At 76.8% G+C, this 13,834-nt stretch carries 13 protein-coding genes; all 13 read right to left on the bottom strand.

The window, feature by feature from the left end; genetic code table 11:
- Positions 1–7: 7 nt before the first annotated feature.
- The 13 genes from FYW95_RS09260 to FYW95_RS27650 all read right to left on the bottom strand — a co-directional run bounded on the left by FYW95_RS09260 (position 8) and on the right by FYW95_RS27650 (position 13,729).
- Complete coding sequence (locus FYW95_RS09260) at positions 8–1,099, bottom strand: FecCD family ABC transporter permease (protein ID WP_159940205.1); 1,092 nt, start codon at positions 1,097–1,099, stop codon at positions 8–10.
- Positions 1,096–2,118 (bottom strand): FecCD family ABC transporter permease, encoded by a 1,023-nt coding sequence (locus FYW95_RS09255; RefSeq protein ID WP_159940203.1) that lies wholly within the window; start codon positions 2,116–2,118, stop codon positions 1,096–1,098. Before FYW95_RS09255 ends, FYW95_RS09260 begins: the two co-directional genes overlap by 4 nt.
- Before the next feature lie 281 nt (positions 2,119–2,399).
- Entirely contained in the window at positions 2,400–3,167 is a 768-nt protein-coding gene (locus FYW95_RS09250; protein ID WP_159940201.1) for a sulfite exporter TauE/SafE family protein, read from the bottom strand.
- A 220-nt stretch (positions 3,168–3,387) separates the two neighbouring features.
- The gene (locus tag FYW95_RS09245) at positions 3,388–4,020 is read right to left on the bottom strand and encodes an alpha/beta hydrolase (protein ID WP_159940199.1); all 633 of its coding nucleotides are present in this window, start codon (positions 4,018–4,020) and stop codon (positions 3,388–3,390) included.
- On the bottom strand, positions 4,017–4,967 hold the full coding sequence (locus tag FYW95_RS09240) for a ring-cleaving dioxygenase (RefSeq protein ID WP_160050262.1): 951 nt from the start codon (positions 4,965–4,967) through the stop codon (positions 4,017–4,019). Before FYW95_RS09240 ends, FYW95_RS09245 begins: the two co-directional genes overlap by 4 nt.
- Before the next feature lie 136 nt (positions 4,968–5,103).
- On the bottom strand, positions 5,104–5,895 hold the full coding sequence (locus FYW95_RS09235) for an ABC transporter ATP-binding protein (RefSeq protein ID WP_160050261.1): 792 nt from the start codon (positions 5,893–5,895) through the stop codon (positions 5,104–5,106).
- Between the two features lie 11 nt (positions 5,896–5,906).
- Positions 5,907–6,941, bottom strand: coding sequence for an iron chelate uptake ABC transporter family permease subunit (locus FYW95_RS09230; RefSeq protein ID WP_159940193.1), 1,035 nt, complete (start codon positions 6,939–6,941; stop codon positions 5,907–5,909).
- Positions 6,942–7,015: 74 nt separating this feature from the next.
- A complete protein-coding gene (locus tag FYW95_RS09225; RefSeq protein WP_201294777.1) occupies positions 7,016–8,074 on the bottom strand; it encodes an iron chelate uptake ABC transporter family permease subunit in 1,059 nt (352 codons plus the stop codon).
- Positions 8,071–9,072, bottom strand: a complete 1,002-nt coding sequence (locus FYW95_RS09220) for an ABC transporter substrate-binding protein (RefSeq protein WP_159940191.1) — start codon at positions 9,070–9,072, stop codon at positions 8,071–8,073. The genes FYW95_RS09225 and FYW95_RS09220 overlap by 4 nt, the downstream gene beginning before the upstream one ends.
- 46 nt (positions 9,073–9,118) lie before the next feature.
- A complete protein-coding gene (locus tag FYW95_RS09215) occupies positions 9,119–10,363 on the bottom strand; it encodes a nitroreductase family protein (RefSeq protein ID WP_160050260.1) in 1,245 nt (414 codons plus the stop codon).
- A complete protein-coding gene (locus tag FYW95_RS09210; protein WP_159945697.1) occupies positions 10,360–11,706 on the bottom strand; it encodes a YcaO-like family protein in 1,347 nt (448 codons plus the stop codon). The genes FYW95_RS09215 and FYW95_RS09210 overlap by 4 nt, the downstream gene beginning before the upstream one ends.
- Positions 11,703–13,175 carry a CocE/NonD family hydrolase gene (locus tag FYW95_RS09205; protein WP_159945696.1) on the bottom strand — a complete coding sequence of 491 codons (1,473 nt, stop codon included), beginning with the start codon at positions 13,173–13,175 and terminating at the stop codon, positions 11,703–11,705. The genes FYW95_RS09210 and FYW95_RS09205 overlap by 4 nt, the downstream gene beginning before the upstream one ends.
- Positions 13,172–13,729: a hypothetical protein gene (locus FYW95_RS27650; RefSeq protein ID WP_201294776.1), complete on the bottom strand. Its 558-nt coding sequence runs from the start codon at positions 13,727–13,729 to the stop codon at positions 13,172–13,174. The genes FYW95_RS09205 and FYW95_RS27650 overlap by 4 nt, the downstream gene beginning before the upstream one ends.
- Positions 13,730–13,834: the final 105 nt, after the last annotated feature.

Here is a 13,834-nt window from a genome sequence, read left to right as displayed (position 1 = left end):
GTCTCGCTCAGGCACGGGAGCCGCGCCACTCGGTGTACAGCAGCCAGATCAGGTAGCTGCCGCCGATGACGGCGGTGACCACGCCGACGGGCAGCTGCTGGGGGGCCAGGGCGCGCATGGCGACCAGGTCGGCGACCGCGAGCAGGGCCGCGCCCATCAGGGCTGAGCCGACCAGGGTGGTGCCGCCCCGCGTCAGGCGCCGGGCCAGCTGGGGCGCGGCCAGGGCCACGAAGCCCACGGGGCCCGCCACCGCGATGGCGGCGCCGGTCAGGGCGCTGGCCGCGACCAGCGCCAGGAGCTGGGTGGCCTGGGTGGACACCCCCAGGCCGCGGGCGGTGTCCTCCCCCAGTTCCATGAAGCGCAGGCGCTGGCCCAGGGCCAGCAGGACGGGACCCAGCAGGCCCAGGCCGGTCCACACCGCCGCGACCTCGCCCCAGCCCCGGCCGCTGAGGCTGCCGATCATCCAGATCTGGGCGGCCATCGCGTCGGTGAGGTCGGCGCGGGTCATGAGGTAGTCGCGCACCGCGCCGAGCATGGCGGAGACGCCGATGCCCACCAGGACCAGGCGGTAGCCCTGGACGCCCTTCTTCATCGCCAGCAGGTAGACCGCCAGGGCGGTGAGCAGGCCCCCGCCCACGGCGCCCAGGGAGACCGCCAGGCGCCCGGCGCCGACCAGCAGGATGACGGCGACGGCGCCGGTGGCGGCGCCCGCGGTGAAACCGATGATGTCGGGGCTGCCCAGGGCGTTGCGGGACAGGCTCTGGAACACGGCCCCGGCGATGCCCAGGGCGGCCCCGACGCCGATCGCGGTCAGGGCGCGGGGCAGGCGCACGTCCCGGACGAAGAGGACGTCCAGGCGCTCGCCGTGCCCGAGGAGGGCGGCGGGCACCCCGCCCAGCGGGACGGCGTAGTCGCCCACGGAGACCGACACGGCCAGGGTCGCGGCGCTGACGGCGACCAGGACCAGGGCGACGGTGAGGGTGCGCGGGCGCACCAGCAGGGACAGGCGGTCGCCGAACAGGCGCAGGGCGAAGGAGCCTCGGGGCGCGGTGCTCGCCGGGGCCGCGGGGCGGTGCGGCGGGGCCAGGGTGTCGCTCACAGGCGGGCCATCTTTCTGCTGCGGACCAGGGCGATGAACAGGGGGGCGCCGACGAGGGCGGTGATGATCCCGACCTCCAGTTCGGCGTTGGGGACGACGACGCGGCCGACGGTGTCGGCGGCGGTGAGCAGGATGGCGCCCAGCAGCGCGGAGTAGGGCAGCAGCCAGCGCTGGTCGGGGCCGGTGACCAGCCGGGCGGCGTGCGGGATGACCAGGCCCACGAACCAGATGGGTCCGGCGGCGGCGGTGGCCGAGCCGCACAGCAGGATGACGCCGACGGCGGTGGCGGCGCGGATGAGGGGGATGTTGGCGCCCAGGCTGGCGGCCAGGTCGTCGCCCAGGGCGACCGCGTTCAGGGAGGGGCCCAGGCACAGGGTCAGGACCACGCCCGTGACGAGGAAGGGGGCGACCTGCCAGAAGACGTCCAGGTCGCGGCCGGTCAGGGAGCCGACCTGCCAGAAGCGGAGGCGGTCGAAGACGAAGTCGTTGAGGACGAAGACGCCGTGGATGAGCCCCTGAAGGACGACGGCGACGGCGGTTCCGGCCAGGGCCAGGCGTACGGGGCTGGCCCGGCCGCGTGAGCCCAGGGCGTAGACGGCGACGGAGGCCAGGGCGGCGCCGGCGAAGGCGGGCCAGACCGAGGCGCTGGCGCCCAGGGCCAGGGTGGTGACGACCATGGCCGCGGCGGCGCCGGAGTTGACGCCGAGGATGCCGGGTTCGGCCAGTGGGTTGCGGGTCAGGACCTGCATGAGGGCCCCGGCCAGGCCCAGGGCGGCGCCGACGAAGACGCCGAGGACGGTGCGGGGCACGCGCAGGGTGCGGATGACGTCGTGGTCGTAGGTGCCGTCGTAGGCGGTCAGGGCGGCCCAGACGTCGGCGACGGGGATGGGTTTGGCGCCGACGGTGACGCTGAGCAGCACGCACAGCGCCAGTGCGCCCAGGGCCAGGAGGAGGCCGAGGGGGCGGATGACGCGCCTGGTGCGTGTGGGGCGCGGGAGGGTGGGCGCGCGCAGGGCCACGGCGGCTTCCCCGTTCGTTGTCGCGAAGGTGGTGTGGGGCCGCGCGGAGCGGCTCCGGTGGCGGGGCGGGAGACCACACGCCCCGGGACAGGTTAGCCTTACCTACGCCTTGTTCCTACGCAAGGGCCCCGGTCACACACGTTTCGCCCGTTTTCCACGCGCCCTGGTCAGGGTAACCGCAGCCGCCGCTCCCCCGGTCCCGTCCGGGCCGCGAGGACTGCCGCCTCCGGGAACGGCTCCTCCCGCCCCGGGGCCGCCCCCGGCCGACGGCCCCCGCCGGATCAGGCGAAGACGTCCCAGCCCATGCGCGCCAGCAGGGCCAGCACGACCACGAGCAGCACGGCGCGCACGAACCCCGAGCCGCGCCGCAGGGCCATGCGTGCGCCGATCTGGGCGCCGATGATGGTGCAGATGGCCAGCCCCAGGCCCAGGAACCAGTCGATGTGCCCGCCCAGGGCGAAGACCACCAGCGCGCCGAGGTTGGTGCACACGTTGACGATCTTGGCCGCGGCCGAGGCCGAGACGAAGTCCATGCCCAGCACGGCGGTGAAGCTGATGATGAGGAAGACCCCGGTGCCGGGGCCGATGAGCCCGTCGTAGAAGCTGACGCCGAGTCCGGCCAGGACGACGGCGGCCAGCAGGCGGTTGCGCGTGCGCAGGGCCGGGTCGGTCGTGGCTCCCATGGCGGGGCGGAAGTAGACCGTCAGGGCCACCCCGGCCAGGACGACCATGATGACGGGTTTGAGGACGTCGGCGGTCAGCGCGGCGGCCAGGGCCGCGCCCAGGCCCGCCCCGAGCAGGGCCAGGGCTGCGGTGGGCAGCACGACGCGCCGGTCGAGGGGGACCTTGCGGGCGTAGGCGATGGCGGCGGAGGTGGTGCCGAAGACGGCGCCGAGCTTGTTGGTGCCCAGCAGGGTGGCCAGGGGTGTGGTGGGGGCGGCGACCAGCAGGGCGGGCAGCAGCAGGAGTCCCCCGCCGCCCACGACGGCGTCGACCCAGCCGGCGGCCACGCCGACCAGCAGGAGCAGGCCCAGGATCTCGGGGTCCATCTACCGCACGCGCCTGAAGGGAGAGGTGGTCATGGGATCTCTCTTCGTGGCGGGATGGTGTGGCGACGCCGGAAGCCTATCCGTCGTTCAGTACGGTTCTTCGCCTTGGGGTCGTCTGAGTGGGTTGAACATGATGTCCACTTTTACAACGTAGATTCATATTGGTCGGAAAGGAGTGGCGACGCCCGGGTCAGGGGGCGCCGCCGCGGCCGGTGCCCGGTCAGAACCGGGAGGCCTCGAACCAGGCTCGGGCCCGCTCCAGCACCCGGGGGTCCAGCTGGTGTCCGCCGGGGTGCTCGCAGGCCTCCACCTCGGCGCCCCGCTCCCCCAGCTGGGCGGCCAGCAGGCGCGCCTGGTCGATGGTGGTGATCGGGTCGGCCGTCCCCGAGCCCAGGAACACCCGCGTCCCCGACAGGTCCACCGGATCGGGCTCGCGCCCCTGCAGCGGTGCCCCGGCCGCGAACAGCGCCGCGCCGCGCAGCAGGCCGGGGTGGCGCAGCAGCAGGGCCGCGCCGGTGTTGGCGCCGTTGGAGAAGCCGCTGACCACGATCCGCCCGGGGTCCAGGCCGTAGGCGCGGACGGCGGCGGAGACGAACTCCGCCAGCTCGGCGGTGCGGCGGATGAGGTCCTCGACGTCGAAGACGCCCTCGCGCAGGCGGCGGAACCACCGGTTCATGCCGTTCTCGTCCACCTTGCCGCGCGGTGAAAGCAGAGCCGCCCCCGGGGCCAGGGCCCGGCCCAGCGGCAGCAGGTCGTGCTCGTCGGCGCCGGTGCCGTGGAGCAGCAGCAGGGTGGGCGCGTCCGGGGCGGCGGCCGGGGTGAAGACGTGGACGAAGTCGTCAACGGCGGTCACTGGTCCACCTCGATCGCGGGCAGGCGGGCGGCGATCTGCTCGCGGTCGGGCTCCAGCCACGGCGGGAGCTTGAGGGAGCGGCCCAGCTCCAGCAGGGGTTCGTCGTAGTCGAATCCGGGGCCGTCGGTGGCGATCTCCAGCAGCACGCCGCCGGGCTCGCGGAAGTAGATGGAGGTGAAGTAGCAGCGGTCGCGGATCTCGGTGACGCCCACGCCGTCCTCCTCCAACCGCTGGCGCCAGGCCTGCTGCACGGGGCCGTCCGGGGCGCGGTAGGCGACGTGGTGGACGGTCCCGGCGGCGACCAGTCCGCGCGGGGCCCGGGGCCGGGCCAGGACGTCGACGATGGTGCCCACCCCCTCGCCGGAGGCGTTGGTGCGGAAGCGCAGCCGCTCGCCCTGTTCGTCGGCCAGGCGGAACCCCAGGTGGTCGCCGAGCATCTCCACGGTACCCTCCACGTCGTGCTCGGTGAGGGTGACCGCGCGGATGCCGCGGATGGCGTGCTCGGCGGGCACCTCCGCCTGGTCCCAGGGCTCGGTGTCGTGGGCGTCGGCGCTGGCGGCCAGTTCCAGGACGAGCCCGTCGGGGTCGCGCAGGCTGAGCACGTCCTCCTCGCCGCGCTCGGCGGGGCGGGTGGCCTCCACGCCGCGGGCGGCCAGGTGGCGGGCCCACCAGCCCAGGGAGCCCTCGGGCACGGAGAAGGTCGTGGTGGTGGCCTGCCCCGCGCCCAGCCGCCCGCGGGGGGCGCCGGGCCAGGGGAAGAAGGTCAGGATGGTGCCGGGGTTGCCCGCCCGGTCGCCGTAGTACAGGTGGTAGGTCTCGGGCGCGTCGAAGTTGACCGTGCGCTTGACCATGCGCATGCCCAACGCGTTGAGGTAGAAGTCGGCGTTGGCCTGGGGGTCGCTGGCGATCGCGGTCACGTGGTGGATTCCCGCGGGGCGCACGTCCATGTCCTCACCCTCCGTCGAGGTCGTCGGTGCGGCGGAATGTAGTTTAATTTTAAACTATATTGTCGTTCCCGTCTCCCCCACCCTCCCCCGGCCTCCCACCCGGGACAAGGAGGCCGGCGCGGCGCGCCGCCCGGACTCACACGGGTGCGTCCAGGCGACAGTAGGGGGTGCCGAAGCGCTCGTCGCGCAGCACGCGCGCCCGCACCCCGAACACCTCGCGCAGCACCGGTTCGGTGACCACCTCCTCCGGGGTGCCCTGGGCGGCCACCCGACCCCGGCGCAGCGCCACGATCCGGTCGGCGTAGCGGGCCGCGTGGTCCAGGTCGTGCAGCACCATCACCACGGTCAGCTCCCGGCCGAAGGCGGCCACCAGTTCCAGCACCTCCAACTGGTGGCGCACGTCCAGGTAGGTGGTGGGCTCGTCCAGCAGCAGCACGGGCGTCTGCTGGGCCAGGGCCAGGGCCAGGCGCACCCGCTGGCGCTCCCCGCCCGAGAGGTGCTCCAGGGGCCGGTCGGCCAGACCCGCCACCCCCGCGCGCTCCATCGCCGAACGCGTGGCCTCGTCCTCGGCCTCGTTGAGCATTCCCAGCACGCCCCGGTGGGCGAAGCGGCCCTGGCGCACCAGGCGGCGCACCGTCATCCCGTGTACCGGGGGCAGCGACTGGTGCAGCACCGCCACCCGCCGGGCCACGGCCCGGCGCGACATCTGGGACAGGTCCTGGCCCCGGAGCAGGATCCGGCCCCGGCGCGGGCGCAGGGTGCCCGCGAGCAGCCTCAGCAGGGTCGACTTGCCGCAGCCGTTGCGCCCGACCAGGGCCAGGGTCTGCCCGGCGGACAGGCGCAGGTCCACCTCCTCCAGCACGGCGGTGTCCCCGTACCCGAAGGAGACCCCCTCCACCCGGTAGACGGTGTCGGTGTCGGTGTCCACGGAACTCTCCTTCAGGCGTGGGGTGTGTGGCGGCGCAGCGCCCACACCAGCAGGGCGGCCCCGCCGACGGCGGTGACCGATCCGGCGGGCAGGCCCAGGCGCTGGGTCTGGGGGCCGGTGGGAACCAGGGTGGTGACCGCCTGGGCCACGGCGTCGGCTCCGGCGACCACCGCGGCGCCGACCAGGGCCGAGAGCACGACGAGCTGGCGGGGGCGGCGTCCCACCAGGGAGGTGGCGATCAGCGGGGCGAGGAGTCCGACGAAGCCCAGGACGCCGACCACGGCCACGGCGGCCGAGGCCAGCAGGACCGCGCAGGACAGGGCGGCCAGCCGGGTGGGCGAGGGCGCCAGGCCCACGGACGCGGCGTGCTCGTCGCCGCCGTGCAGGATCTCCAGGACGGGTGCGTACACCCAGGCCAGGGCCAGGCCCGCCAGCGCCCAGGGGGCCAGCAGGGCCAGGTGGGAGGTGGTCATACCGGTCAGCGAACCGGTGAGCCAGCGCATCGCCCCGGCCGCCTCGGCCTGGCTGAGCACGAGCAGGATGGCGTTGGCCCCGGCCAGGGCCACACCGACGATGACGCCGTTGATCGTGAGCCAGACCGGGTCGGCGCGGCGGCGCCCGGCCAGCAGCCACAGCAGCGCTCCCCCGGCCAGGCCGCCGAGCATGGCGGCGACCACGGTGGTGTGCGCCTGCCCGGAGGCCAGCCCCAGGCGCAGCGCGAGGAGGACGCCCAGGACCGCGCCGCCGCCCACACCGGTGAGCTCGGGCGAGGCCAGGGGGTTGCGCAGGGTGGTCTGGAGCAGCAGTCCGGACACGCCCAGGGCGGCCCCGGCCAGCAGGGCGACCCCGGCCCGGGGCAGGCGCAGGCCCCACAGGATGCGCTCGCCCACCGGGTCGGTGCCGTCCAGCGTCAGGACCGCCCACAGCTGGTCGGGGGCCAGCCCGCGCCCGCTGAGCAGCTGCCCCAGCGCGCCCAGGGCGGCGGCGGCCAGCAGCAGGGCGGTCAGGGCCAGGAAGCGGCGCCGGGAGGAGGGGGCGGGCGGCACGGGGGGACGTGCGGGGGGTGCGGGGACGGCCGGAGCGGCGGGAGTGGTGGGAGCAGGGGGGGTGGCGGGGGCGTTCACCGGTCTCCTCCGGAGTCCAGGGCCTCTCCCCCGGTGCGGCCGCGCAGCAACAGCAGGCCGCCGACCACGCCGACGGTTCCGGTGAAGGCGCCCAGGGGCAGTTCGATCGGGTACAGCAGCGTGCGGGCGGCCACGTCGGCGGCGACGGTCAGGGTGGCGCCCAGCAGCACCGCCCACCCCGCGCGGGCGGCCGGGGAGGCCAGCGGGGCCAGGCGGCGGGCGAGCATGGGGGCCAGGAACCCGACCCAGGCCACGGGCCCGCAGGCGGCGACCACGACCGCCACCAGGGTCGCGGCCACCGCCAGGACCACCGCGCGGGCGGTGCGCGGGCGCATGCCCAGGGCCGAGGCGCCGTCGTCGCCCAGGGCCAGCACCCCCAGCAGGGGCAGGCACAGCACCACGGCGGGCAGGGCCAGGCCCACCCAGGGCGCCACCAGGGCCACGTCCTGCCAGTCGGCGCCCACGAGCGAGCCCATGAGGTAGCGCAGCACCAGGCCCAGCTGGAACTGGTCGGCCATGCTGGTGACGGCGTAGACCACCCCGGTCAGGGCGGTGGAGACGGCCGCGCCGGTGAGCAGCATGGAGTCGGCGGCGCGGGCGCGGCGGGCGGCCAGCAGGCACACCGCGCCGCCCGCCACGCCCCCGGCCAGGGCCGCCGCGGGCAGCAGCGGGGCGGCCAGGGGCAGGGAGAAGACGGTGACGGTGGCGACCACGGCCGCCGCTCCCGCGGAGACCCCCAGCAGTTCGGGGACGGCCAGGGGGTTGCGCAGGGCCTCCTGGAGCAGGAGCCCGGCGGCGCCCAGGGCGGCCCCGGCCAACAGGCCCAGGAGCAGCCGGGGCAGGCGGATGTGGATCAGGACCACGTTGTCCAGGCCCTCGCCCGCCAGGGCGGCGGGGATCTGGGCGGGGGCGACGAAGGGGCGGCCCAGGCACAGTGCGGCCAGGCAGGCCGCGGCCAGGGCCCCCGCCAGCACCAGCACCGGGGCCGCGGAAGGGCGCGGCCCCGGTCGCCGGGTGCGGGAGGGGGTCCGCACGGGGGAGGGTTCCTGGCTCACCGCTGGGTGAGTTCCATGGCGTCCTCGATGACCACGGTCAGGGCGCGGGTGCCCCGCCCGGTGGCCCAGGGGGCCAGGTCGACCTCGTGGACGTCGCCGTTCCGGACGGCGGTGATCCGGTTCCAGACGGGGTCCTCGGCGAACTGCTCGCTCAGAGTGGTGTCCTCGGGCGAGAAGGTGAAGGACTCCAGGAAGATCACGTCGGGGTCCCCGGCCAGGATCTCCTCCATGGAGTAGTCCGAGCCCCCGGCCTGGTGGCCGCCGGTGGCGCGGTCCTCCCAGGGGTAGTCGAAGATCTCACCGAGCAGGCCGCCGACGATGGATCCCCGGGAGTCGACCTGGAAGCTGCCGTCGCTGCCGTAGATGACGATCGGGGTGAGCTCGTCCCGGCCGGTCTCGGCGGCGGTGGCCTGGGCCTGGGCGAGGGTGTCGTAGAAGGCCTGCTCGGCGGCGGCCTGCTCCTGTCCCCGGTCGGTCAGGGCGGCCACGTTGCGCAGGTACTCCACCGAGTCGTTCCAGCTGCGGGAGTCGGTGAGCCAGACGGTGGTGGTCTCGGACAGGGCGGGCACCAGGCCCTCGTGGCTTCCGGCCAGGCCGATGACCAGGTCGGGTTCCTGGCGCAGGATCTCCTCGACGTCCTCGCCGCCGAACCCGCCGGGGATGATCGGGACCCCGTGGTCCTCACCGAGGTAGGCGGGGTGGGCGAGCAGGTTGGCGCTGGTGCTGGCGGCGGGTTCCAGGCCCAGCTCGAGCAGGATGTCGTCGCACAGGGCCACGAGGCAGACGACGCGTTCGGGGACGGCGTCGAGTTCGACGGCGGTGCCGCGCGGGTCCGTGATGCTCAGGGAGGCCTCGACGGGTTCGGCCGTCAGGCCGGCGGCCCGGACCGAGGCCTCGGAGGTGTCCTCGGCGGCCTGGCCGTCGTCGGGGGCGGAGCAGGCGGTCAGGGCGAGCGCGCACACGGTGGCGGGCACGGCGAGGGAGGAGCGGAGATTCATAATGGAAATGGTTATCGCAATCGTTCCGGTATGTCCAGCGGTTTTCTCAGGCAGCGGGGCCCAGGGCCAGGGCGTGCAGGACGCGGCGCCTGCCGTGGGGTGTGCTCAGGAGGGTGTCGATCCAGCAGCCCACCGGGCGGGCCGGGCGGCGCTGGGCGGCGGCCGCCAACCAGGCGGCGTGGGCGGCGGCACCGGCTCCCACGTGCTCGGACAGCGTGTGCGGACCCGCCGCGGGGGAGCCGAGCAGCAGCAGGAGCCGGTCGGCTTCGGCCACGGCCGGCTGGCCGCACGAGCGCGGGGCCAGGGCGGCCAGGGCCTCGGCGTGCCCGCGCGGGTCCAGGCACACGACCCGGTCGGCGCCCAGGTGGGCGGCGGCCGCGGCCAGGACCGGCGCGGGGTCGGGGGAGGGCGCGTCCGAACGGGAGGCGAGCGCCGCCCAGGGGGCGCTGCGGCGCTCCAGCAGGACGGCGGGGCCGACCGTGTCCGCGGGCAGGGGCGGTTCCGCCGCGGGTGCGGCGCACAGACGGGCCAGGGCCGCCGCCACCATCTGCGCGGCGGCGCCGTCCACCTGCGGGGGCGGGGCGCCCTCCCACTCGGCGGCGGGAGGGCGCGGGGAAGGTGCGGCCCGCCCGATCGCGGGGGCGGGCCGCACCGCGTCGGCCTCCCGGCCGGGGGGTCCGGCTTCCAGGGAGACGACGGCCAGGGGGTACTCGGGGGCGGCGCCGGGCCAGCGCACGGCCCCGTCCCGCCAGGGCAGGCGGGCGGCGCGGGCCAGTTCGGGGCCCGGGGCCAGGAGGGCGCGTGCGCGCAGACCGCAGGCGGAGGCGGCGGCGCCCAGGGCGGCCACCGCGTGCCCCAGGTCCAGCAGCAGTACCGGCAGCGCGCGCGGACCGTAGCGCCACACGGTGCGCGCGGGCACCAGGCCCAGCACCACGGCCGTGCCCGGGTGGTCGGTGGCGGCGGGGGCGCACAGGGCGTGGCGCAGCGGGTCGTAGCGCCATACCGTCCCGGAGTCGACCAGGTGGGCCTCCACCGGGTAGCGGCCCCCGGCCGAGGGGACCCGGCGCAGCCGCACTCCCCCGGTCACCCGGTCGGGGTCGGCGGCCAGGGCGAGGTCGAGCAGGGCGCCCGCCCCGCGGCCCGGGGCGCGCTCCAGCGGGTGGACCGGCCCGGGCCAGCGGCGGGCGGCCGGGGGGCGGGCGGCGGACGGGGTGGGGCCGGGGTCCGCGCCGCGCCAGGCGGCGTGCAGGGCCGCGGCCACCGGGTCGGCCGGGGCCCGGAGGGCGCTCACAGGAACGGGGGCGGGGCCAGGACCGCGCCGGTGTCGGGGTCGGCCCAGCCGCGCTCGCGTGCGGCCTGTCCCCAGCGGGGCAGGCCCAGGTAGCGGAAGGCCGCCGGGGCGTTGGGGACCAGCCCGGTGGCGCAGGTGCGCACCACCCGCCAGGGGGTGTGCGCCACGTCGGGGGTGGTCAGGTCCACCTCCACCACGCGCACCCCGCGGGCGGACAGGCTGGCGCGCAGGTCGGCCTCGGTGGCGGCGGGCAGGTCGGCGGCCCGCACGGTGCGCTCGGGCCGGGTGAAGCGGTCCAGCAGGTCCTTCTGCACGCGCGGGTCGAGCCAGACCTGGACCTGGGCGCCCAGGTCGCGCACGCGTTCGAAGCGCTCCCCCGTGTGGCCGAGGTAGTCGCGGTCGGGGCGGAAGGGCAGGTAGAGGCCCTCGGCGAGGATGCCGGTGCGCACGGCCTGGAACACCCAGCCCTCGGGATCGGTCAGCCCCTGGGTGAACACCCAGGTGTGCACGGCCTCCAGGACCGCCTTGACGCAGGCCTCGGCGGGGTCCAGCCGGGCGGCCCCTCCCCCGCCGACCACACCGGTCTCGGGGTCCACGACCACGGCCGCCACGCACGCCACGGGGTGTTCGGTGGGCAGGTGGACCAGGTGGACGCGCAGGCGGGTGCCGGAGAGTTCGGCGGTCAGCCCGGGCACGGAGTCGGGGTCGATGGCGGTGGTGGGGCCGTCCAGGTGCCACCACAGTTCCAGGGCGTCGCGTTCGAGGAGTTCGAGGAGGCCGCGGCGGGCGGCGTCGGCGTGGTCGGCGCCGGTGGCGATCCCGGCGTAGTTGAGGTGGTGCGTGCGGGGCTCGCCGCGTCGCCGGCCGGTGTGGAAGTTGAGGTAGGCCCAGGAGGCGGGCACCCAGCAGGGGTCGCCGCCCTCGGTGCCGCGCGCCCACAGCAGCGCGGTGTCCTCGGTGAGGGGCTGGTAGGGGAAACCGGGCTGGGCGTACTGCCAGGGGGCGAAGAAGGACAGCTCCTCGGGGCCCAGGTGGGCCTCCCCCGCGCGGGCGAGTTCGGCCGGGGTGGCGCGGCGCAGGCCGGGCGGGACGCGGTTGCCGCAGTAGCGTTCGACGGCCTCGCCCAGGGCGGCGGTGCGGGCGGCGTCGGTGTCGCCGAAGGAGGCGCCCATGCTGACCCGGTCGGCGGGCCAGGCGCCCAGGCGGCGGGCGTCGGCCACCTCGGCGGTCAGGCTGCGGTAGCGGGGCGGCATGCCGGGCAGGGGGTCGACCGGGACGAGGCGGCGCACGATGCCGCCGACCGGGTCGACCAGGGCGTCGACGTCGAGTGCGGGGCCGGTCATGTCAGCTCCTGGAGGAGGTCGTCGGGGTGGACGGGGTCGGTTCCGGCGGGGTGCCAGGGCAGGTACAGGCGTACCTGGTGGACGGTGCGCCGGCTGGGCAGCAGGCGGCGGGCCCGGGCGGGGTCGGCGCCGGTGTGCGGGTTGCGGGCGTGGGCGGGCCAGTGGTGTCCGGCGATCTCCACGCGCAGCCGGGATCCGGCGGGCAGGACGGCGCCCACGGGCGGGGTGCGCAGGTGCAGGCGGTGGGGGCGGCCGGGCCGGTGGCGGTGGCGGGCGATGGCGTGCGTGAGCAGGGCGGGGCGGGGGGCGTACGCCGATGCGGGGTCGGCGGGGGTGAGGAGGACGCGCACGGACCAGTCGGCGTCGGGGGCGTCGGTGGTGGCGGTCAGCCGCAGGCGCAGGGGGCCGCGCAGCTCTCCCCCGGGCAGGGGCGCGGTGTGGGCGAGCGCGGTGGCGGCGCTCTCGCCCCCGTCCGGGTCCGAGCGCACCGGGTCGCGGGGGTCGGCGAGGAAGGCGGTGCGCTCCAGGTCCGCGGGCACACCGCGGGTGGGCGGGGCGTCCAGGTCCAAGCGGCGCCAGGCGCCGGAGGCGTTGACGGCGAGCAGGGCGCGGCGGCCCGAGGGCGGGGTGTCCAGGGCGGCGCGGGCCCAGGCCAGGTAGCAGGCGCCGATCCGGCGTCCGGCCAGGGCCGCGCCGGGGTCGGGTGCGTCCAGGGTGTGCCCCCAGGGGCCCAGGAGCAGGCGCACGGGTCCGCCCCAGGCGCGGGCCAGGTCCAGGGTGTGGGCGGCGAAGGGGTCGCGGGTTCCGCCGACGGCCAGCAGGGGCGGGCGGGCGCGGGGCAGGTCCGCCCACAGCGGTGAGCGTTCGGGGGCCCGCCACAGCTCCTCCCAGCCGGGCGGGGTGGTTCCCAGGAGGCGGTGGGGGATGTCGGTGGGGGGCAGGGCGGCCAGCAGGTGGCGGTGGGGTCGCGGGGCGCGGGGCCGGGAGGTGCCTCCGTGCTCGGTCCACCAGCCCACCCGGCAGGCCAGGCGGGCGGCGCCGCCGTACTCGCGGGCGGTCTCGCCCGGGCCCAGGGCGGGGACGGCGGCCAGGACCCCGCGCAGGGCCGGGTGGCCGGTGAGCGCGGTGGTCAGGGCGCAGTGGGCGCCGTAGGAGGCCCCGGCGAGCAGGACGCGTCCGTCGCAGGCGCCGGTGGCCAGGAGGTGTTCCAGGACCGCGGTGCCGTCACGGGCCTCGTCGCGGTAGGGGCGGAAGTCTCCGGTGGAACCGTGGCGGCCCCGCACGTCGCTGACCAGGCACGCGAAGCCCGCGCGGGCCCATCCGGCGGCCTCGGGCAGCAGGGCGGCGCGGTCGTAGGGGGTGCGGATGAGCACGGCCGGGTGTGGTCCGGGCGAGGTGTCGGGCAGGACGAGCGTGGCGGCCAGGCGTGCGCCGTCGGGCGCGGGGACGCTCAGGTGCTGGACGCTCATGGGGCGCTGGGCGGGACCGGCAGGAGCGGGTGGTCGTGGACGGCGCCGGAGTCGAGGGCGAGCACGCGCAGGCGCCGGGTGGCGGGCAGGGCCCGGGGGGTGAGGTCGCCGGCGGGTGCGGGGGCGCCGGTGGCCCAGGCGCGCAGGTCCGCCACGGCCAGCGCGGTGACCAGGGCCAGGTCGGCGGCGTCGAGGGCCTCGTGGCCGGTCAGGGGTGCGGGGTCGGCCCAGTAGGCGCTCTGGTGGCGGTGTCCGGATCCGGCGGCGGCCAGGCGGCGGGCGCGCACGTGGGCGTGGGTGGGGTCGCCGGGTGCGGCGGTGAGGGGTTCCAGGAGGGCGTGGCGGCCCTCGCGGCTCACGCGCAGGCAGGCGGTGCCGTGCTCGGGCAGGGTGTCCAGGCCGGTCCAGGCCCGGGGGGCGGGGCCGTCGTGGATCCACAGCAGGGCGGCCAGGCCGTGGGCGGCGGCGGGCAGGTCGGCGGGGTCGAGCGGGTGGGGGTCGGCGCCCGCGCGGCGCAGGGCCGTGTCCAGGGCCGCCGGGTCCCGGGGCGTCACGGACGGGACGGGTGCGTGGTGTGGGGCCCCGGTGTGCGGGAGCGGCGGCGCGGGGCGCTCCGTGCCGTGCCCGGCCGGTGCGGGGCGGGTGTACAGGAGGCCGAC

It is taken from the genome of Nocardiopsis sp. FR4 (genome assembly GCF_009830945.1).
In the GTDB taxonomy this organism is placed as follows: domain Bacteria; phylum Actinomycetota; class Actinomycetes; order Streptosporangiales; family Streptosporangiaceae; genus Nocardiopsis.
This window is presented reverse-complemented; position numbering and strand designations above follow the sequence as displayed.

Excerpts from the sequence above, each read along its gene's own strand:
- FYW95_RS09220 (WP_159940191.1), bottom strand. The coding sequence starts at position 9,072 with ATGAATCTCCGCTCCTCCCTCGCCGTGCCCGCCACCGTGTGCGCGCTC.
- FYW95_RS09240 (WP_160050262.1), bottom strand. The coding sequence starts at position 4,967 with ATGGACGTGCGCCCCGCGGGAATCCACCACGTGACCGCGATCGCCAGC.
- FYW95_RS09205 (WP_159945696.1), bottom strand. The coding sequence starts at position 13,175 with ATGAGCGTCCAGCACCTGAGCGTCCCCGCGCCCGACGGCGCACGCCTG.
- FYW95_RS09250 (WP_159940201.1), bottom strand. The coding sequence starts at position 3,167 with ATGGACCCCGAGATCCTGGGCCTGCTCCTGCTGGTCGGCGTGGCCGCC.
- FYW95_RS09210 (WP_159945697.1), bottom strand. The coding sequence starts at position 11,706 with ATGACCGGCCCCGCACTCGACGTCGACGCCCTGGTCGACCCGGTCGGC.